A 19,497-nucleotide genomic window follows, 5' to 3' on the forward strand; every position below is an offset into this window, starting at 1 on the left:
CTACAAAACGAATGCCGTGGGTGGCGTATAACGTTGTCGCCCCCGCACCGCGCGTTTCACGACCGCGACCACGCGGTCCTAACGTTGCGAACACCACTTTCGCGCGAACAGTTAGGACCAACCATGGTTGACACGAAACAGCGCTCCAGCACCCGATCGACGACGATCGACCCCATCCTCGATGCCAGCATCGACACCGGCCCCATCAAGACGGTCGGTGACCCGACCGCCCCCACGGTCAACGTTGAACAGCTGGGCCGCCAGTTGCTCGGCACCTGGGCCGACGTGCGCCTCGCCGCCCGGGAGGTCACCGCGCGCCCCGACATGCAGCGCATCGAGGGCCTCTCCATGGCCGACCACCGGCTGCGCGTGCTCGAGCAGCTCAAGGTGCTCGCTGCCAACGGTCACGTGCTGCGTGCATTCCCCAAACACCTCGGCGGGCACGACGACCACGGTGGAAACATCGCCGGCTTCGAAGAACTCGTCATCGCCGACCCGAGCCTGCAGATCAAGGGCGGCGTGCAGTGGGGCCTGTTCGGCGCCGCCGTGCTGCACCTGGGCACCAAGAACCACCACGACAAGTACCTGCCCGGCATCATGGACCTCTCCGTTCCCGGCGCATTCGCCATGACCGAGATCGGCCACGGCTCCGACGTCGCCAGCATCGGCACCACAGCCACCTTCGACGCCGAAACCGGCGAGTTTGTCATCAACACCCCGTTCCGCGCCGCCTGGAAGGACTACCTCGGCAATGCGGCAAAAGACGGCATCGCCGCCGTGCTGTTCGCGCAGCTCATCACCCAGGGCGTCAACCACGGCGTGCACGCCTTCTACGTGCCGATTCGGGGCGCCGACGGCACCTTCCTGCCCGGTATCGGCGGCGAAGACGACGGCCTCAAGGGCGGCCTCAACGGCATCGACAACGGCCGGCTGCACTTCGATGACGTGCGCATTCCCCGCGAAAACCTGCTCAACCGCTACGGTGACGTCGCCGAAGACGGCACCTACACGAGCCCGATATCCAGCCCCGGCCGCCGCTTCTTCACCATGCTCGGCACCCTGGTGCAGGGGCGCGTGTCGCTCGACGGGGCCGCCACCGCGGCATCCGCTCTGGCCCTGACCATCGCCATCACCTACGGAAGCCAGCGCCGCCAGTTCACCGCCGGCAGCGACACCGACGAAGAGGTGATCCTCGACTACCAGCGGCACCAGCGCCGATTGTTCCCCCGGCTCGCCACGACCTACGCACAAACCTTCGCGCACGACGAGTTTCTGGTGAAGTTCGACGAGGTGTTCAGCGGCAAGGCCGACACCGACGACGACCGGCAAGATCTCGAAACTCTCGCCGCCGCTCTCAAGCCGCTCTCCACCTGGCACGCGCTCGACACCCTGCAGGAAGCCCGCGAAGCCTGTGGGGGTGCTGGCTTCCTCGCCGAGAACCGCCTCGTCGGCCTGCGCGCCGACCTCGACATCTTCGCCACCTTCGAAGGCGACAACAACGTACTGCTGCAGCTCGTCGCCAAGCGCCTGCTGACCGATTACAGCCGCAAGTTCGCCACAGCGGATGCCGGTGCCCTCGCCCGCTACGTCGTCCAGCACGCCGCCGGTCGCGCCTACCACGGCACCGGGCTGCGCACCCTCGGTCAGACCGTCTTCGACCGCGGGTCCACGGCCCGTTCCGTCGGCGCCCTCCGTGATGCCGACGTGCAGCGCGAGTTGCTCACCGATCGGGTGGAGAGCATGATCGGCGAAGTCGCCGGCAAGCTGCGCGGTGCCACAAAGCTGCCCAAGAAGCAAGCCGCCGACCTGTTCAACGCGCACCAGAACGAGCTCATCGAAGCGGCACGCGCCCACGGCGAACTGCTGCAATGGGAATCGTTCACCCGCGCCCTCGACGCTCCGATGGATTCCGGCACCAGGCAGGTGCTCACCTGGCTGCGCGACCTGTTCGGCCTCGGACTGGTCGAGAAGAACCTGGCCTGGTACCTCATCCACGGTCGGCTGTCCGCCCAGCGCGCCCAAGCCGTCACGGCCTACATCGACCGGCTGATCGCCCGCATCCGCCCATATGCCCTCGACCTGGTCGACGCGTTCGGCTACTCGCCCGACCACCTGCGGGCCACGATCGCAAGCGGCATCGAAGCCGAGCGCCAGGCCGAAGCCCGCGACTACTATGCCGAGCAGCGGGCCTCCGGCAGTGCGCCCGCCGCAGAGAAACCGGCCGTGAAGCCGGCCAGAAAGTAGCTCGCAAACGTCGTACTCAGGTACGACACCGGTGGCGCACAACCATCCCCTCGGTTGATGCGCCACAAAGATCTCATTCCGTATCTTGGGGTATGGGGGCTTCGCGGCACGAAACGGGGCCTCACCCATCAACGGAATGAGGCAGTCGTGATCCAGGCACAGTCCCTGACCAAGCACTACGGAAGCAAGACGGCGGTCGACGCGGTCGACTTCACCGTGCAGCCCGGCAAGGTCACCGGTTTTCTCGGGCCGAACGGTGCAGGCAAGTCCACCACGATGCGCATGATCGTCGGTCTGGATCGCCCCAGCGCCGGCTCGGTCATCGTCAACGGCAAGCCGTACCACGAGCACAAGGCGCCGCTGCGCGAGGTCGGCGTGCTCCTCGATGCCAAGGCGGTACACACCGGTCGCAGCGCCTACAACCACCTGCGCGCCATGGCCGCAACCCACAGCATCCCCACCAGCCGGGTGCACGAGGTCATCAACCTCACCGGTCTCGAGTCCGTCGCCCGCAAGCGCGTCGGCGGATTCTCCCTCGGCATGGGGCAGCGCCTCGGCATTGCCGCTGCGCTGCTCGGCGACCCGGCCACCCTCATCCTCGACGAGCCGGTCAACGGCCTCGATCCGGAGGGCGTGCAGTGGGTACGCAAGCTCACCAAGCAGCTCGCGGCCGAGGGGCGTACCGTTCTGCTCTCCTCGCACCTCATGAGCGAGATGGCACTCACCGCCGACCACATCATCGTGCTCGGGCGCGGCCGCGTGATAGCGGATGCCTCGGTCGCCGACATCATCGCCTCGGCCGCGCAGAACACGGTTCGCGTGCGCACACCGCACACCGCAGCCCTGGCCAGCCTGCTCGCGCAGGCGGATGTCACCATCACCAACCTGGAGCAGGACGTGCTCGAGATCAGCGGACTGACCGTCAACGAGATCGGTGACCGCGCTGCGGCCGCGCAGATCTCCCTGCACGAGCTCACGGCGGTGAGCGCCTCACTCGAAGACGCCTACATGAAACTGACCCAGAACGAAGTGGAGTACCGCACCGGCGATACCCAGACCGAAGCGGAGGTCGCTCGATGAGCGCCGTAATCAACTCAACCCAGCCGGCCGCAGCCCGCGCATCGTTCGTCCCGACCGGGTCCGGGCTCAGCTTCATCGGCCTGCTCCGCTCCGAGTCGATCAAGGTGTGGAGCCTGCGCTCCACCTACTGGAGCTTCTCCCTCGTCGTCCTCGCCTCGCTCGGCATCGCGGTGCTCATGGCGTTCGCCATGACCTCCGGGGTTGACTCCGCCGGTGCCATGGGCATCGACAACGACCAATTGTTCGTCATGGTCGCCACATCGGGGTTGAGCCTCGGCCAGCTGATCGTCGCCGTCCTCGGTGTGCTCTCGATCAGCGGGGAGTACTCCAGCGGCATGATCAGGTCGACGCTCACCGCGGTGCCCAACCGTCTGCCTGCACTGTGGGCCAAGGTCTTTGTGCTGTTCGGATTCACCTTTGCGGTGGGCCTGTTCAGCGTCGTCGGCTCGTTCCTCGTGGCCACGCCCATCCTGGGAGCCAAGGGCATGACCGCGAACCTGTTCGATGTTGGGGTGATCCTGCCGCTGCTCGGCAATGCGCTGTTCCTCGGCCTCATCGCTGTGTTCGCCATCGGCATCGGAACCATTGTGCGCAGCAGCGCAGGCGGAATCGCCACGGTGCTCGGAATCATCCTGCTGCTGCCCACGGTTGTGGCCCTGTTCTCGCTGCTCGTCGAGTGGGTCGCCGACATCGTGCCGTTCATGTTCACCGTGGCCGGCTCCGAGATGATCACCCCGACCACTATGGAGTCCTGGCAGGCCTTCCTCGTCGTGCTCGCCTGGGTCGTTGTGAGTCTCGGTGCGGCCGCGCTGCTGCTCAAGCGCCGCGACGCCTGACCCGTACCATCGAAGAATGAGCCGCAACAGTTCTCCCCCCGGGCGCGCACTGACGCCGGGGGGAGAACTGCGTCTGCCGACCCCGCCCGGCATCGTACGGAGGTTCTGGACCAGGCATCCGCACCTGGCCGACGCCCTCATCGCGGCGATCTACGTCGTGCCGACGGCGCTCACCCTGGTGCTCAACCTGCTCGATGCCGACCCCGCACCACTCGCCGACGTTCTTCTGAACGCCGCTATCGTGGTACTTCTGGCCGCGGCTTTGTTCCTTCGCCGACGGATGCCGCGGCTCGTTTTGGCCGTGACCTGGATCGGCCTGCTCACCTTCGCCGACTACGGCGAGGTTCACCTGATCGCCCAGCTGCTCGCGCTCTACGCGGTCGCGGTGTACTCCGACGTGCGCAGCGCCTGGATCGGGTTCGGAACCTCGACGCTCCTGGCGGGTCTGGCAGCCTGGCTGACCGACGACCCGGCCGAGGCGCCCTGGATTCCGGTCGTCATTCAGGTGGCGATCATGATGCTCGCCGCGACCCTGGTCGGGGTCAACATGGGAAACAGTAAACGTTATGTGGCCTCCCTACTTGACCTGGCCGCGCAACTGACCCGGGAACGTGACCAGCAGGCCCAGCTTTCGCGCATCTCCGAACGGGCGCGCATTGCCGGTGAAATGCACGATGTGGTCGCCCACAGCCTCTCGGTCATGGTGGCTCTTGCTGACGGTGCCCACGCCATCGCCCCCAAGGATGTGGAGCGATCCCGTGCGGCGATGCTCGACGTCGCGGTCACCGGGCGCCGCTCGATGATTGAGATGCGGCGCCTGCTCGGGGTGCTCGATGTCGGCTCGGAGCCGGCCCCGCGCGAGCCGCAGCCGGGCATCGATCAACTCGCCGACCTGGTCGAATCCTTTCGCTCGACCGGGCTTCCGGTCGTGTTGGAACGGAGTGGGCGCGAGCCGGCTAATCCGAGCGTGCAGCTGACCATCTTTCGGCTGGTGCAGGAGTCGCTCACCAACGTGCTGCGCTACGCCGATACTCCGACCCGCGTCGTGGTTCGCCTGAACTCGGCGCCAGGCATGGCCGAGGTCACGGTCAGTGACAATGGCCGGCAGCGCCGCGAACCGAGCGCTCGGAGTTTCGGTCGTGGCCTGATCGGCATGCAGGAACGGGTGGCTATTTATGGAGGAACCTTTGAAGCCGGCGCCGGACTCCACGACGGCTGGCGGGTGCACGCGTCGATGACGTATGAGGATGAGACATGACGGTTTTTGAGACCGCGCGGCCGGATCCGATCCGGATCATGCTCGTCGACGACCAGGCGTTGCTGCGCGTGGGTTTTCGCATGGTGCTGGAAGCCGAAGACGACTTGCGCGTCGTCGCCGAGGCGAGCGACGGCGCGCAGGCGATCGCGCTCGCCGCAAGCGTGTGCCCGCAGGTCATCCTGATGGATGTGCGCATGCCGGGGCTCGACGGCATCGAGGCCACCCGGCAGATCATGGCGGCCCAGCCGAACACCCGCATCATCATCCTGACGACCTTCGACCTCGACGAGTACGCGTTCGGCGGGTTGCGTGCCGGGGCGAGTGGCTTCCTGCTCAAGAACGCCGAACCGGGGGAGCTGATCACCGCGATCCGTACCGTGGTCTCCGGCGAGGCATCCGTTTCACCGCGCGTCACGCGACGTCTGCTCGACCTGTTCGGTACCCAACTGCCCCAGGTCGACGCGCCCGACGCGGGCACCGGCACGGCCCTCGCGGCACTCACCGATCGTGAGACCGAGGTCTTCCTCGCCATCGCCGAGGGTCTCTCCAACACCGAACTGGCCGAGCGGTTCTTTCTCTCCGAATCGACGGTCAAGACCCACGTCGGCCGCATCCTGCACAAGCTCGGCCTGCGTGACCGAGTGCAGGCGGTCATCCTGGCTTACGAACAAGGCCTGGTCGGCCGCTGACCAGACCTGGTCAACTCGTGGCCTCCCACCCGGGGGCATAGGCTCGAGCAATGCGTACCTTCTACCCCGAGCTCGAACCCTACGAAACCGGCATGCTCGATGTCGGCGTCAACCAGACCATCTACTGGGAAGCCTCCGGCAATCCAGACGGTAAGCCGGCGGTGTACCTGCACGGCGGCCCGGGCGGCGCGTCGAGCCCGAACCAGCGTCGCGTCTTCGACCCGGCGAAGTACCGCATCATCCTGTTCGACCAACGCGGTTGCGGCCTGAGTACGCCGCACGCGAGCGAGCCCGACGCCGACCTGAGCGTGAACACCACGTGGACACTGGTGGCCGACCTGGAAATGCTGCGGGAGCACCTCGGAATCGACCGCTGGCTGGTCTGCGGCGGATCCTGGGGCAGCACCCTCGCTCTCGCCTACGCCGAGACCCACCCCGCGAAGGTCACCGAACTCGTTCTGCGCGGCATCTTCACCCTGCGCCCGGTCGAGCTGGACTGGTTTTATGAAGGCGGCGCCGCGGCCATCTACCCCGACCTGTGGGAATCGTTCCTCGCGCCGGTTCCGCCAACCGAACGCGGTCATCTGATCGAGGCCTACGGCCGACTGCTGCACGATCCCGACCAGTTCGTGCGGGAACGCGCCGGCGTGGCGTGGGCAACCTGGGAATCGTCGACGATCACCCTGCTGCAAGAACCCGACAAGATCGCGCACTTCTCCGATCCGGCCTTCGCGGTGGCCTTCGCGCGGATCGAGAACCATTTCTTCACCAACAAGGGCTGGTTCACGCCCAACCAGCTCATCGACAACGCCACCCGCCTCGCCGACATTCCCGGCGTCATCGTGCAGGGCCGCTACGACATGTGCACCCCGGCCTTCACCGCCTGGGACCTGCACAAGAGCTGGCCGGAAGCCGAATTCCACCTGATTCCCGACGCCGGCCATGCTTTCGACCAGCCCGGCATCCTCGACGCCCTCATCGAGGCGACCGACCGCTTCGCGGGGTGAAGCTCGGAGAACAGCGCGGTGCGTTGAGAAGTTGTCAGGTTGTGTGCGTCGATCTGCAATACTGACCGCATGACCGACACGAACCTCACCTCCCTCACCGTCGTGGTGGTGAACTTCGGGTCGTCGGCCCTGCTCGAAGAGAACCTGCAACCGCTCTCCCGATCGGCGCCGGGGCTCGCGGTCGTCGTCGTCGACAACTTCACCGACGTGGCCGAGCAGAACCGGGTGAGCGCGCTCGCTGAACGGGAAGGCTGGCAACACGTGCTGTCGCCGACCAACCTCGGCTTCGGCGGAGGCATGAACGTCGGTGTCGCTCGGGCGCAACAGAATGGGTGTGCGCACTTCCTGTTGTTGAATCCGGATGCCGCCATCGTCGCCGACCAGGTCGCCCGCCTGCTCGATGTGGTCAGCGAGCATCCGCTCACCCTGGTCTCGCCCCGCATCCTGCGGCCCGACGGCACGGTGTGGTTCGACGGCAGCGACCTGTACCTCGATGACGGTCGGGTGCGCGCGACGCGTCGACGCACTGACCACCCGGGCGCGCGTACCACGCCGTGGCTGAGCGGGGCCTGCCTGCTGGTCAGTGACGAGCTGTGGTGTCGGATCGGTGGGTTCAGCGACGACTATTTTCTGTACTGGGAAGATGTCGAGCTGTCGCAGCGGGCGCTGCAGGTGGGGGGAACTGTCGCGGTCTGTGCCGACGCCCAGGCGACCCACGCGCAGGGCGGTACCCAGGGCGGTGGCCAGCACAGCGCCGGACAGGCCAAGTCGTACTCCTACTACTACTACAACGTGCGCAACCGCCTGGTCTACGCGGCCCGCAACCTCGACGCCCCCGACCGGCGACGCTGGCGTCGTCGCAGCGTGCCGGCGGCCTGGGAGGTCATCGCCCGCGGCGGCCGACGTCAGCTGTTGACCTCGGTGCGGCCGCTGATCGCAGCGGCCCGGGGGCTTCGTGACGGCCTCGCCTACCGACCGGATCCGGCGGCCGGGCCCACAGCGGCACCGACCCGCACGATCTAGCGCTTGCGCCGCCGGGTGAACCGTTTCGCGTACTCACGCAGGGTCACGAAGTCCACCCGCCGCACACCGTAGAACTTCAGCGGGTTGATGCCGAACCGGCGATACAGGAACAGCAGATTCAGGTTGCTGGAGATCAAATTACCGGCCAGTGTGGCCAGCGCAGCCCCCATCGCCCCGAGCATCGGCGCCAACACGATCAGCAGGGCGATGTTCACCAGGCAGGCGATCAGCAGAGACACGCTGCGCAGCCCAGGGCGACCGCGCGCGCTCAGGCCGGAACCGCCGATCGACCCAGGAGTGCCGAAGACCACCGCAGCGAGCAGAACGGCGGCCACCGGCAGGGCCGGTCGAAAATCCTCGCCGAACAAAAACGGCAGCCACCACAGCATGGTGATCCCCAAGAACAGGGCCGCCAAGCCGCTCAGCAGTGTGCTGATGCGGGCGGACGACGCGAGGCGCGCGTCGACGGAATCGGCGGCATCCGTCACGAAGGTCACGTCACGCACCGCCTGGTTGATGATCAGCGGAAGCTCACTCACGCTCACCGCGACCACGTACAGCCCAAGCTGGTAGGTGCCGGCGAACGGCGTCATGAGTACCTGGTCGAGCCGCGACAGCAGAATTCCCGACAGCGATCCGACCCAGATTCGCAGGCCATAGCTGAGCAACCCGGCTGTGCGGGCCTCCCGCGGCACGTCGAAGGCACGCGGGTCGAGGGTGCGCATGCGACCGATGTAGACGAACAGCCCGGTCACCGGCATCGCCGCTACCGCGATCGTCGCCACGAGCGGAGTCAGGGTGCCGGTAAGCCAGAACGGGATCAGCACGGCGAGCCGCAGCGATGACGTGACGATGCGTTCCAGCGCGACCAGCCGCCAGCTTTGGGTAGCGGATGCCACCCCCCGGAACACGCCGACCAGCAGGTTGGGCACGATGGCGAGGCAGGCCACCAGGATGAGCTGCTGCACCGTGGGATCGCCGCCGCTGAGCCAGGCCGCTGACAGGGCGACGGCGCCCATGGCGAGTAGCCCGGCGACAACGATGATGAGCATGCCCCGGTTCGAGGCGTTGCGGGCCAGCGCGGGGTTGCGGGCAATCGCCCAGGTGACGGCTTCGGGAACACCGAAGGTCGCCACGGTGACCACGAGGGCGAGCGGCGCCGTGGCAGCGGCCACCGCACCACGACCGTCGACACCGAGGGCCTGGGCCAGGATTGGACCGGAAAAGAGCGCGACGAGCGGGGGAAAAGCGTTTCCGATCAGCGCGATCGTCATATTGCGCGACACGGAGTTCGTAGCCGCCGGGCGCGTGGTGGCCGGGGCGACGATCGGCGGGGCGGGCCGTGGCACCGGCCCGCGAGGCCGCCTAAGCGCCATCGCCGCTCACCACCTGGCCCAGCGGTACCCCCGGCAGCGGGCCCGAATCGTGGGGGTCGTCGCGCAGCATCCGCTCGCGTTCCCGCTCGCCCACGCACGCCGCGAACTGCGCGTCGTTGCCGCCTTCCGTCACGTTCTGCCGATAGAGGGTGCCGCGTTGCGAACCCGGAATCGCCGGATACTCCGCCTGCTGCTCGCCGACCTGGCCCGCACGAATGCCGTGCCGCACAGCGACCGCGTAGACCCACAGGTCGTCGGCTCGCGGAGCGACGCGCAGAAAGTGGTCCCCCTCGGCGCGCAGGGCCTGCAGCAGTCCGAGCGGGTAGTAGATGCCGGAGACGCCGGTGCAGAGTGTTCGAAAGCTGAAGGTGGTGCCGCGGGCGGCGACCCACCGGGCATACGGTGCCACCCGGTCGCCTTCGAAGGTGATCGTGTGGGCGCGTTGACCGGTCACGTCGAGCGGATGTTGCGCGGCCGCCTCGAGCAGCTCGGCCAGCCACCTGCGCGGGTACAGTACGTCGTCGTCGGCGGCCACCAGGGGGAGTGTTGGCCCGGTCAGCGCGTAGGGATACTGTTTTTTGTGCGGACCGAAGTTGGGGCAGGATCGAATTTCCAAACCCCGTCGCTGCAAGCGACGGAGGGTGGCCGGCGGGTTCGCGAGTGTCGCGGCGTCGTCGAGCCACAGGATAAGCCGTCGGGGGCGAATTCGTCCGGCGGCGATTGTCTCGAGGGCATAAAACACCAGGTCGATCCGATGGCCGTACGAGGTCAAATTCACCACGACGGCGCCCGACCCGGTTACCGATCGTCGGCTGAGCCGGTTGCTCAACCGCAGGGCGGCAAGCCGCAGCCGGACCACTGCGCGCTGCACGAGGGCGGCCGGGTCGTGGCGCAGGTCGGCGACGAGCCGATCGAATCTATACATGACCACAGGCTGCTTCCGGTCGCACGATGAATATCTCTCACGAAATCGCCACTATACAGGCCGCACCACCCATGCCCGCGCCCCCTTCTTGGGGGGATGAAAATCACTCACTTTGAGCAGTGTTGCCCTTGTCGCTTCTGGTCAGGGCCGTCTATTGTTAGGCACGATGCGGCTGCGCAACAGGAATCGGTGCCCGAATCGTTCCTGTGCGGCCCGGTTGGTGGTGGCTATTGTCCTTTCAGGTGCGCTCCACCGACGGCACCGCGGCGCGCCGCGCCCCGATGCCGCCCCCGCGCACCCGCGCCGGCCTTTTTATTGCGCAGGCTCCACCCGTCGTCAACAAATTCATCGCCGTGATCGTTCTGGTCATCGTAGCCATGCGCCTCGAGATCGATCAGGGTGTGACCGTGGGAGTGCTGGCCTGTGTGGCGCTGTTTCCGGTGTGGTTCCCGGTGCTGCGCCAGTATTGGGGCGCCCGACTGTTCGTGCTCGCCGGAGTGATCGCGATCGGCTCCGGGCTGTGGCTCACCGCGCTGTCGGCACCCACGCACGACACGAGCCTCGGCCAGGCCTTCGGCGCGATCGCCGGTCTGGTCGGGCTGCTCTCCGGCGTCGGCTTCGTGCTCTGGGCGCGCACGGTTCTGCCTGACTCCCAGATCGCCATCTGGTACGGTGCCGGAATCCTGCTCGGCGTGTCGCCGAGCAGCGAATTGTACGCGGCGAACCCGTGGCGATTCGGCTATTCCGTAGCCTTGACCATTTTGCTGCTCGGAATCACCCTGCAGCTTCGCCGCCGCTGGCTGGAACTGGCCGTCGCGTTGCTGTTGACGGTCGTCGCTACCCTCACGGACGCCCGCTCCACCTTCGCGTTCATGCTTCTCACGGTTCTGCTGGTCGTCTGGCAGATGCGCCCCACCCGGCCCACGCGTGGCAAGTCCGCGCTGCGCGCCCTGTTGGGACTCGGCGCCCTCGCCCTGATCGTCTTCAACGTGATCCAGGCACTCATCCTCGACGGGGCCCTCGGCGAGGCAACCCAGAAGCGCACGCTCGCCCAGCTCGAGGAGGCCGGGTCCCTCATCCTCGGTGGCCGTCCCGAAGTCGCCGCGACCATTGCCCTGATGCAGCATCAGCCGTGGGGTTTCGGCGTGGGTACCGCGCCCAATCCCGAGGACATCCTCGCGGCCAAGACGGGAATGGCCGCGATCAACTACGACCCGAACAATGGCTACGTTGAGAATTACATGTTCGGCGGGCACGTCGAGTTGCACTCCATCATCGGCGATTTCTGGGCGAGTTTCGGCATTCCCGGCCTGCTGCTCGCCGTGATCATTCTCGTGCTCATCGTGCGCAGCGTCGGCGTGCACGTGTCAGCCAACACGGCGAGTGCTGTGCTGCTCTACCTCGGGGTCAAGGCCGTTTGGTTTATGTTCTTCGGCCCGTTCTTCAGCTCCTCGGTGCTGCTGGTGCTCGTTCTCGGACTGCTCATCACCCGCAGGGTGCCGACCGAAACGGATGCTGCGCTGCTACGGCCCACGCTCCCCGGCGCCCCACCGGCTCGGTTCCGGCCATGAGCGCCACCAGGCCGGCGATCGAACGAATCGGTTGGGTAGACACCGGTCGGGGAATCGCCATCCTGCTCGTGGCCATGTTCCACTCGGCGAATTGGCTGCTCGGGGCCGGTTTCGACATTCCCTACTGGCGAGAAATCAACGACGCCCTGTCGTCGATGCGTATGCCCCTGTTCTTCGTTTTGTCCGGGCTGTTCGCCCCTAAATGGCTGCTCAAGCCGTGGCGCGACCTGTGGACGGTCAAGGTGCGCCTCTACCTCTGGGTTTTTCTGCTCTGGGAGGTCATCGGGTCAGTCGTCTTTCTTCTTGGGCAGACCATGAAGGGCGAGGGTTTTGGCCTGCGCCAGGCCATTCTGGGCCTCGTCGTCTCCCCGATCCTGCCGCGGTTTGAACTCTGGTTCATCTGGGCGTTGTCGATCTTCTTCGTGGTGGCCAAACTCAGCCGGCGGCTGAACCCCGGTCTGCAACTCGTCATGTCCGGTGCAGTATCGATCGTGGCGCTGAGCGGACTCGAGACGGCCAACGTTGGCTGGTCGGGGTCCCTCAAGTACTACTTCTTCTTTCTGGCCGGCATCTACCTGCGCACCTGGATCATTCGCATCGGTGCGGTGGACAACCGGCTGCTCATCGGTACCGCCATGCTGATGTGGATGGCCGTCACCGCCGCCGTCACGCTGCTGGGCCTGCGCGACGTCTTCGGCGTGTATTTTCTCAACTGCCTGGTCGGTGTCGTCGGCGGCATAGCGTTCAGCCGAACCCTGCGCGGTGCGCACTGGTTCGGTGCGGTCGGGCGGAACACCCTGCCGATCTACCTGGCACACACCCCCATCGTCATCCTGATTTCCTTCGCACTCTCTCTGCCGATTCTCTTCGCCCCGGTCGCCGTCATCGCGCCCGTCCTGCCACCCCTACTCGCGCTCACGGCCGTGCTGCTGGCCCTCGCGCTCCACCGGTTCGCCTCACGCAGCGTTCTGCGCTACGCCTATGAGCCGCCGCCGTTCGTCACCGCGTTCGATCACCGCCGGAAGCGCTCGATTCGCCCGGTCCGACCGGGCGAGGAACCGACATGACAGCGGCAGCAGCGTCGACAGCGCCCCGTGAGGCCTGGATCGACGTCGCCAAGGGCATCGCGATCACCCTGGTGGTGCTCTATCACGCCATCATGTACCTCGACGAGGTCGGTCTGGCGGGCGCGCTCGCCCCACTCAACCCGCTGTTCGACACGTTTCGCATGCCCCTGTTCTTCTTCATGTCGGGAATCCTGGCGGCGTCGGCCATCCGCTTGGCGTACCGGCAGTTGTTTCGTAAGCGGATATCGCTGCTCCTGTATCTCTATATCGCGTGGGTCACCCTGCAGACGCTGTTTTTACTCGCTCTGCCGCCGATCAGCCCGACCGGCACGCCCAACGCCACCTGGGCGAGCCTCGTCACACTGTTCGTGCGACCCAGCCCCAACCTGTGGTTCATCTACGCGCTGCCGTTGTTCTTCACCCTGGCCTGGCTGATGCGTCGGTGGCCTCCGCTGCTGCAAATCGGGCTCACCGCGGCCGTCGCGGTATTGTTTGGAAGTCAGCTGCTGCACACCGGCTCGCCGTGGGACAAGATGGGCAAGTACCTGGTGTTCTTCATCGCCGCGATCTATCTGGGGCCCATGGTTCGTCGCCTCGTTCCCTTCGTGCGGTGGTGGCACGTTGTGTTCTTCTGCGTTGGATATGCCGGCTTGGTGGTCGTCACCACAAAGTTGGCTCTCACGAGGGTTCCGTTCGTCCTGCTGGTACTGAGCACGCTCGCCGTCGTCGTCGGCATCACCGTCGCCGTGGTACTCGCCCGCCTGCCGGCCTTCGACTTCGTGCGTGCGCTTGGATCACGCACCCTACCGATCTACCTCGTGCATACCCTTCCGATGACAGCGCTCGCGGCCGTCCTGGTCGCTTTCGACGTGCAAATTGGGCCCGCAGTGGCCACCCTCTTGCCGCCACTGCTCTGCGCCGGTGCCATCATGCTCGCTCTGGCACTGCACCGGCAATTTCACGCCATTCCGGGGGTCTTCACCGTGCCGGTCAAATCCTGGGTCGGCAGTCCGAAGCGTGACCGTGATCTCGTCGACTCAGAAAGTTAATTTGACGTAATTTCATTTTTGGGTAACACTCGAATAACTATCGGTGACTCCCTGCGGTTGCCTCAGCCGCATACCCGAACGTGCACCACCCGAAAAGAATTCATGACCGACCATATCTCACGTTCCTATCGCCGACCCCTGACTCTCACCCCGACGCATCACAATGGCGCTTCCCAGCGCGGCCCTGCCGCGCATCGCCTCGAACCGCCTCGTCCCGACCTTAACCGCCCCGATCTGCCCGGTGCCGTGCGTCTGGAGCGCAAGCGGGCCCGATTCACCGCGACCACACGAACCCCAGCGTTGGTGGCCGCTGCTACCCTCGCCGTTCTCATTCCACTGGCGGGTCTCGCCGCTCCAGCCCAGGCCGCAATCGCTGGCATCGCTCGCGCTGCGACCGCGGGCGCCGGCACGACCGGAGTCCCCGCCGGTACGACCCTGAAGGTCCACAACGGCGATCTCAATATCACCCGGGCCGGAACCGTCATCAGCGGCCTGGATATTCGCGGTCTGGTCAAGATCAACGCGATCAACGTGACCATCAAGAACTCGATCATCCGCGGACGAAGCGTCAGCGCACCCGCTGCGCTGATCAACAACCTCGGCGGACGTTCCGACCTGAAGGTCATCGACTCGGAGTTGTATCCGTCGAAGCCGTCTCCCGACATCAACGGGATCAACGGCTATAACTTCACGCTGACCCGGGTCGATATCCACGGCGTCATTGATGCTGCTCACATTACCGGCAGCAATGTCACGATTGCGAACTCCTGGCTGCACGGCAACCTGCACTACGTGAGCGACCCGAACCAGGGCGGAAAACCCAGCCATGATGACTCCATTCAGATTCAGAAGGGCAGCAACATCAAGGTGTACGGCAGCACGCTGAGCGGTTCCCACAACGCCGGGGTGCAGATCACGCAGGACACCGGCGATGTTTCGAACTTCTCCTTCACCAACAACTTCGCCGACGGCGGCGCCTGCACCATCAATGTGGCCCAGAAATCTTACGGCCCCATCCACGGTACGGTCATCCAGGACAACAAATTCGGCCGTAACACCCGACTGCTCAATTGCGCCGTGATTTCGCCGACCACCACGAAGATCTCCACGGCACGTAACTACTACACGCCGGACAGCAAGACCGTCGCCGTTCGCACCGGTTAGGCAGCCCCCAGTCCTTCGCGCAGTGCATCTCGTTGGCGCCTGCGCGAGGGGCCCTCGGTGCCCCTGATTCGAGTTGGCGCCTCGCGCGTCAGCGCGTTCTTCAAGGTATTCATAACCTTCCGTTTGACCCGCTCCTGGCGATACGGAATGCTTTACCCACGACCGGCGGCTCCCTTCAGCTGCCCCGCCCAACACGTCCCGAAACGTGTGCAGGACACGAAATTACATACATGAAACTCAACCCGATTCAGACGACCGGCTTACCCGCCCCCCACAAAGCTCGGTCCACATTCCGTCGCGGACGCACGACGGCCGTTGCCGCTGTAGCGCTCGGACTGACCGGCGCATTCATCGGAATCGCCCCCGCCGAGGCCGCACAACAAGCAGCGGAGAACTCCACGATCACTCCGTGGGGTGCCGAGCCCGCCGGGCCCCCCGCGTCAGAAACCACCCCGGGAACGGGCCTGACCTTGGCCCAACTACGTTGGCTCCTGGCGCAACTATTTCCGCCGGTGACTCCCGCCCCGGAACCGATTGTGGCCCCCGCACCGCAGCCGGCTCCAGTGCCGGTCCCCGCCCCCGTCCCGGCTCCGGCGCCGGCGCCGGCGCCCGCCCCGGCTCCGGCTCCCGCGCCGGCACCAGCCCCGAAGCCGGCACCCGCACCGGCACCCGTTCCCACGCCGCCCTCGACGGGAGGCACGCCGAACGCCAGCAACACAGGAGTACCGGCAGGCACGGCATTGACGGTGCACAACGGCGACCTGACGATCACCCGGGCCGGAACCGTCATCGACGGCCTCGACATTCGCGGCATGGTCAAGATCGAGGCCGACAACGTCACCATCAAGAACTCGATTGTGCGCGGCCGGGACCTCAGCGGTCCGATGGCCCTCATCGGCAATCTCGGCGGCTACGACAATTTGCGCATCATTGACACGGAGTTGTCTCCCTCGAAGTCGTCACCAGACGTCCAGGGAATCTACGGCTACAACTTCGAGGCCACCCGCCTGAATATTCACGGTGTGATCGACGGCATCCATCTGACCGGTGGAAATGTTACGATCCTGGACTCGTGGGTGCACGACAACCTCCACTACGACCGGGACCCGAATCAGGGCGGAACGCCGAGCCACGACGATTCCATTCAGATTCAGGAAGGGTCGAACATTCGCATCGACGGCAACCGTCTGACCGATGCGTGGAATGCCTCCGTGCAGGTCACCCAGGACCGCGGTGACGTGTCCAATCTCACCATTACGAACAACATCGCCGACGGCGGCGGATGCTCGATCAACCTCGCCGAGAAAGCATACGGTCCCCTGCAGGGTGTGGTCATCAGTGACAACACCTTTGGCCGCAATACTCGGGTCGACGATTGCGCGGTGATTGCCCCCTCGTCAACCAAGGTGAAGATGTCGCACAACTATTACACGCCCGACGACACCCTCGTGGAGGTGCACCCCGGGTAGCAGACTCGGACCTAACGGCAGAGGGGCGGATTCTCGTGCACGAGAATCCGCCCCTAATTGTGCTGAAACGACACAGGGCAGGCTACGACGTGCCCTCGATCGCCTGGGACTGCCAGCGTGAGGCGGCATCCGGTCGCGTCAGCGCGTCAAGCGCGCGGCGCAGCATCGTGCTGGAGGTGTTGACGGTGTACGGAAAATAGACGACGTCCACCCCGACTGCGGCAAACTCACGCTCCAGACGGGTGCCTCGGGGTGTTCCGCGCCAGTCGTCGCCCTTGAAAAACACGTCGAACCGCAGCTGGCGCCAGGTCTCCATCTTGTCTTCGACGACTTCGGCGACGGCCTCATCCACGAAGGAGATGTGCCGCACGATCTCGAGGCGTTCGAACAGCGGGACCACCGGCGTGACACCCTTGGTCAATTCGAGCATCTCATCGGAGACGACGCCGGCGATCAGGTAATCACACTGGCTTTTGGCGTGCTTGAGAATATTCAGGTGCCCCACGTGAAAGAGATCGAACCCGCCGGCGGCGTAGCCGATGCGCAGGGGGCTGGCTCCGTCGGTGCCAAAAGGGGGGACGGGCTGCTCTGTGGCCATCGGGTGCTCAATTTTCTTTTCTCTCAGGCTGCCACGCGAGCACGGCAGAATTCGGGTGGGAGAGGGTGGGGGAGGTAGTGAGGAATCCTAACGTTTATTCGGCACGGTGGCTAGGAGTGCAGCGAACGACGTTCGACCGCCGTCAATCGCATCGCGGCGACTTCGCTGCCGAGGGTTGGGGCAAACGGTAAACTGAGTATAATTCCACAACTGCGTGGGCTGTCCGAGGTCACCGCCCCAGAGATAGGGCCCTTCTATGTTGTGGCGTTTCCGTTCTCCCGTGACAGCCATTGTCGCCGCGGCTGCACTTGCCGGTGCTTTATTCATCGGGACGGGAGCGGCCCAGGCTGACACGTCGCCTCCCAGCTCATCCACTCCCACCACCGTTGCAGCGGATGCCTTGCCCACGGCTCAAATCAACGGCGTCGTGTGGTCGCAGCTGATCGTCGGAGACACCGTCTACGTGGGTGGCGAATTCACCAGGGCTCGGCCAGCGGGGGCGTCTGCGGGAACCAGCGAGGTGTCACGCAACAACCTCATGGCCTACAACCTGTCAACCGGGGTGATGACATCGTTCAACCCCAGCCTGAACGGGGTCGTACGAGCAATAACAGCATCTCCGGACGGATCGCGCATATATGTCGGGGGTGGCTTCAGCAGCGTCGGCGGAGTTACCCGCACCCGACTCGCTGCGTTCAGCACGTCGACCGGGGCTCTGCTAACCGACTGGACGCCGACCGCGAACGGCACGGTCCGCGCCTTGGGGGCGTACGGAAGTACGGTGTACGCCGGCGGAAGCTTCACGTCGACAAGCGGGCAGAGCCGTCAGAAGGCAGCGTCGTTTAGTGCTTCCACCGGCACCGTGGGAGCGTGGAAGGGCACCATTCCTGACGGCGCCGTCAATGCGCTGACGATCTCACCGAACGGCGACCGGGTCGTCATCGGCGGTTCGTTCACCTCCTACAACGGGGCCACCACCCCCGGCTACGGTATGGCCGCCACCAACTCGAGCACCGGCGGCGCAGTGACCTGGAATATCGGCAAACTGATCAAGAACGCCGGCCCCAACGGGGCCATTCTTTCGCTCACCTCCGACGCCGACGGTGTGTACGGCACCGGCTATGACTTTGGCTCGGGCGCCATGTTCGAAGGCACCTTCCGGGCCAGTTGGAGCAGCGGCAACACCGTCTGGATCGAAGACTGTCACGGCGACACCTACTCAGCAGTTCCGGTCGGTGACGTCGTGTATACCACCGCTCATGCTCACTTCTGCGGCAACATCGGCGGATTCCCGGAGACGAACCCGCGCAGCTATCACCGAACGCTGACCTTCAGCAAGGCCGCCACCTGCACCATCACGCGAAACGTCACGGGCGGCAGCTACTTCAACTTTGCAGGCCGGCCCTGCCCCACGCTATTGGCCTTCTATCCCGACATTAACACCGGCACGTACACCGGTCAGGGCCAAGGGCCGTGGAATGTGGCAGCCAACTCGCAGTATGTGCTCTACGGGGGTGAGTTCACGATCGTGAACAACAAACGGCAGCAGGGACTCACCAGGTTCGCCGTGTCGTCTATCGCTCCCGACAAGGAGGGGCCCAAGGCAACGGGCACCGGCTTTCAGCCCACACTCAGCACCCCGAGTGCGAACGCCGTTAAAGTCACCTGGAAGTCGAACTACGACCGCGACAACGAGCAGCTCACCTATCAGGTGCTGCGCAACGGTGTCGTGGTGCGCACGCAAACCGGGCTGTCGACGGACTGGAAGAGGCCCACCATCAGCTGGACCGACACCGGGCGATCCGGCGGCACAACCTACACCTACCAGGTGCGGGCCACTGATCCCTTTGGCAATGCCGTGACCGGGTCATCGGCCAGCATTAGAGCGACCGGTGCGGTGGCCAAGGAGGCTCCCACCGAAAATGTCACCCCGAACGCCCCGGCGGAGGCCCCCGAGACGCCGTTGACGCCGGATATCGCGCCAGCCCCGGAGGCACCACCGGTGCCGGAGGTGAATCCGGACCCGGGCCTCAAGCCGCTGCCGGATGACGCCCCGGCGCCGATCCCCGAGGTGCCGGCCGACTAGGGCGGTCAGCACTCGCGGCGATCGCCCGCGCAGGCTCAAATCTGAGGCAACCATC

The 19,497-nt window shown here is 65.5% G+C and carries 16 protein-coding genes; 13 read left to right on the forward strand and 3 right to left on the reverse strand.

Features of this window, described 5'->3' with window-relative positions:
* Positions 1-123: 123 nt before the first annotated feature.
* From BMW72_RS02290 to BMW72_RS02320, 7 genes are all read left to right on the forward strand, one after another.
* Entirely contained in the window at positions 124-2,244 is a 2,121-nt protein-coding gene (locus BMW72_RS02290) for an acyl-CoA dehydrogenase family protein (RefSeq protein WP_092106883.1), read from the forward strand.
* Positions 2,245-2,391: 147 nt separating this feature from the next.
* Positions 2,392-3,324 (forward strand): ABC transporter ATP-binding protein, encoded by a 933-nt coding sequence (locus tag BMW72_RS02295; protein WP_092106885.1) that lies wholly within the window; start codon positions 2,392-2,394, stop codon positions 3,322-3,324.
* Complete coding sequence (locus tag BMW72_RS02300) at positions 3,321-4,160, forward strand: hypothetical protein (protein ID WP_092106887.1); 840 nt, start codon at positions 3,321-3,323, stop codon at positions 4,158-4,160. The genes BMW72_RS02295 and BMW72_RS02300 overlap by 4 nt, the downstream gene beginning before the upstream one ends.
* A gap of 16 nt (positions 4,161-4,176) precedes the next feature.
* Positions 4,177-5,418: a sensor histidine kinase gene (locus BMW72_RS02305; protein ID WP_092106889.1), complete on the forward strand. Its 1,242-nt coding sequence runs from the start codon at positions 4,177-4,179 to the stop codon at positions 5,416-5,418.
* Positions 5,415-6,107 carry a response regulator gene (locus tag BMW72_RS02310; protein ID WP_092106891.1) on the forward strand — a complete coding sequence of 231 codons (693 nt, stop codon included), beginning with the start codon at positions 5,415-5,417 and terminating at the stop codon, positions 6,105-6,107. Before BMW72_RS02305 ends, BMW72_RS02310 begins: the two co-directional genes overlap by 4 nt.
* 50 nt (positions 6,108-6,157) lie before the next feature.
* The gene (gene pip, locus BMW72_RS02315) at positions 6,158-7,114 is read left to right on the forward strand and encodes a prolyl aminopeptidase (protein ID WP_092106893.1); all 957 of its coding nucleotides are present in this window, start codon (positions 6,158-6,160) and stop codon (positions 7,112-7,114) included.
* Between the two features lie 69 nt (positions 7,115-7,183).
* Complete coding sequence (locus tag BMW72_RS02320; protein ID WP_092106895.1) at positions 7,184-8,137, forward strand: glycosyltransferase family 2 protein; 954 nt, start codon at positions 7,184-7,186, stop codon at positions 8,135-8,137.
* On the opposite strand, the gene BMW72_RS02325 is transcribed toward BMW72_RS02320, so the two are convergent.
* On the reverse strand, positions 8,134-9,486 hold the full coding sequence (locus tag BMW72_RS02325) for an oligosaccharide flippase family protein (RefSeq protein ID WP_166787733.1): 1,353 nt from the start codon (positions 9,484-9,486) through the stop codon (positions 8,134-8,136). The two genes, BMW72_RS02320 and BMW72_RS02325, sit on opposite strands and share 4 nt — an antisense overlap.
* A gap of 16 nt (positions 9,487-9,502) precedes the next feature.
* Complete coding sequence (locus BMW72_RS02330; RefSeq protein ID WP_092106899.1) at positions 9,503-10,438, reverse strand: hypothetical protein; 936 nt, start codon at positions 10,436-10,438, stop codon at positions 9,503-9,505.
* 230 nt (positions 10,439-10,668) lie between these two features.
* Between BMW72_RS02330 and BMW72_RS02335 the strand changes: the two genes are divergently transcribed.
* The 5 genes from BMW72_RS02335 (at position 10,669) to BMW72_RS02355 (ending at position 16,758) form a co-directional block, all read left to right on the forward strand.
* A complete protein-coding gene (locus BMW72_RS02335; protein ID WP_092106901.1) occupies positions 10,669-12,009 on the forward strand; it encodes an O-antigen ligase family protein in 1,341 nt (446 codons plus the stop codon).
* Positions 12,006-13,076, forward strand: a complete 1,071-nt coding sequence (locus BMW72_RS02340; RefSeq protein ID WP_092106903.1) for an acyltransferase family protein — start codon at positions 12,006-12,008, stop codon at positions 13,074-13,076. Before BMW72_RS02335 ends, BMW72_RS02340 begins: the two co-directional genes overlap by 4 nt.
* On the forward strand, positions 13,073-14,125 hold the full coding sequence (locus BMW72_RS02345) for an acyltransferase family protein (RefSeq protein WP_092106905.1): 1,053 nt from the start codon (positions 13,073-13,075) through the stop codon (positions 14,123-14,125). Before BMW72_RS02340 ends, BMW72_RS02345 begins: the two co-directional genes overlap by 4 nt.
* Positions 14,126-14,227: 102 nt before the next feature.
* Positions 14,228-15,289 (forward strand): hypothetical protein, encoded by a 1,062-nt coding sequence (locus BMW72_RS02350; RefSeq protein WP_092106907.1) that lies wholly within the window; start codon positions 14,228-14,230, stop codon positions 15,287-15,289.
* 230 nt (positions 15,290-15,519) lie between these two features.
* Positions 15,520-16,758: a right-handed parallel beta-helix repeat-containing protein gene (locus tag BMW72_RS02355; protein WP_092106909.1), complete on the forward strand. Its 1,239-nt coding sequence runs from the start codon at positions 15,520-15,522 to the stop codon at positions 16,756-16,758.
* Positions 16,759-16,840: 82 nt separating this feature from the next.
* Here BMW72_RS02355 and BMW72_RS02360 read toward each other — a convergent pair whose 3' ends face one another.
* Positions 16,841-17,356 (reverse strand): FAD synthase family protein, encoded by a 516-nt coding sequence (locus BMW72_RS02360; RefSeq protein ID WP_092106911.1) that lies wholly within the window; start codon positions 17,354-17,356, stop codon positions 16,841-16,843.
* Between the two features lie 280 nt (positions 17,357-17,636).
* Here BMW72_RS02360 and BMW72_RS02365 point away from each other — a divergent pair, with 280 nt between their 5' ends.
* A complete protein-coding gene (locus BMW72_RS02365; protein WP_134360606.1) occupies positions 17,637-19,442 on the forward strand; it encodes a hypothetical protein in 1,806 nt (601 codons plus the stop codon).
* Positions 19,443-19,497: the final 55 nt, after the last annotated feature.

Origin of the sequence: Cryobacterium luteum, from assembly GCF_900110125.1 — a bacterium.
GTDB classification, from domain to species: domain Bacteria; phylum Actinomycetota; class Actinomycetes; order Actinomycetales; family Microbacteriaceae; genus Cryobacterium; species Cryobacterium luteum.

What these genes read in the sequence shown, in the direction of transcription:
- pip (WP_092106893.1), top strand. Translation starts at nt 6,158, where the DNA reads ATGCGTACCTTCTACCCCGAGCTCGAACCCTACGAAACCGGCATGCTC.
- BMW72_RS02330 (WP_092106899.1), bottom strand. Translation starts at nt 10,438, where the DNA reads ATGTATAGATTCGATCGGCTCGTCGCCGACCTGCGCCACGACCCGGCC.
- BMW72_RS02300 (WP_092106887.1), top strand. Translation starts at nt 3,321, where the DNA reads ATGAGCGCCGTAATCAACTCAACCCAGCCGGCCGCAGCCCGCGCATCG.
- BMW72_RS02350 (WP_092106907.1), top strand. Translation starts at nt 14,228, where the DNA reads ATGACCGACCATATCTCACGTTCCTATCGCCGACCCCTGACTCTCACC.
- BMW72_RS02345 (WP_092106905.1), top strand. Translation starts at nt 13,073, where the DNA reads ATGACAGCGGCAGCAGCGTCGACAGCGCCCCGTGAGGCCTGGATCGAC.
- BMW72_RS02360 (WP_092106911.1), bottom strand. Translation starts at nt 17,356, where the DNA reads ATGGCCACAGAGCAGCCCGTCCCCCCTTTTGGCACCGACGGAGCCAGC.
- BMW72_RS02340 (WP_092106903.1), top strand. Translation starts at nt 12,006, where the DNA reads ATGAGCGCCACCAGGCCGGCGATCGAACGAATCGGTTGGGTAGACACC.
- BMW72_RS02320 (WP_092106895.1), top strand. Translation starts at nt 7,184, where the DNA reads ATGACCGACACGAACCTCACCTCCCTCACCGTCGTGGTGGTGAACTTC.
- BMW72_RS02305 (WP_092106889.1), top strand. Translation starts at nt 4,177, where the DNA reads ATGAGCCGCAACAGTTCTCCCCCCGGGCGCGCACTGACGCCGGGGGGA.
- BMW72_RS02355 (WP_092106909.1), top strand. Translation starts at nt 15,520, where the DNA reads ATGAAACTCAACCCGATTCAGACGACCGGCTTACCCGCCCCCCACAAA.
- BMW72_RS02290 (WP_092106883.1), top strand. Translation starts at nt 124, where the DNA reads ATGGTTGACACGAAACAGCGCTCCAGCACCCGATCGACGACGATCGAC.
- BMW72_RS02310 (WP_092106891.1), top strand. Translation starts at nt 5,415, where the DNA reads ATGACGGTTTTTGAGACCGCGCGGCCGGATCCGATCCGGATCATGCTC.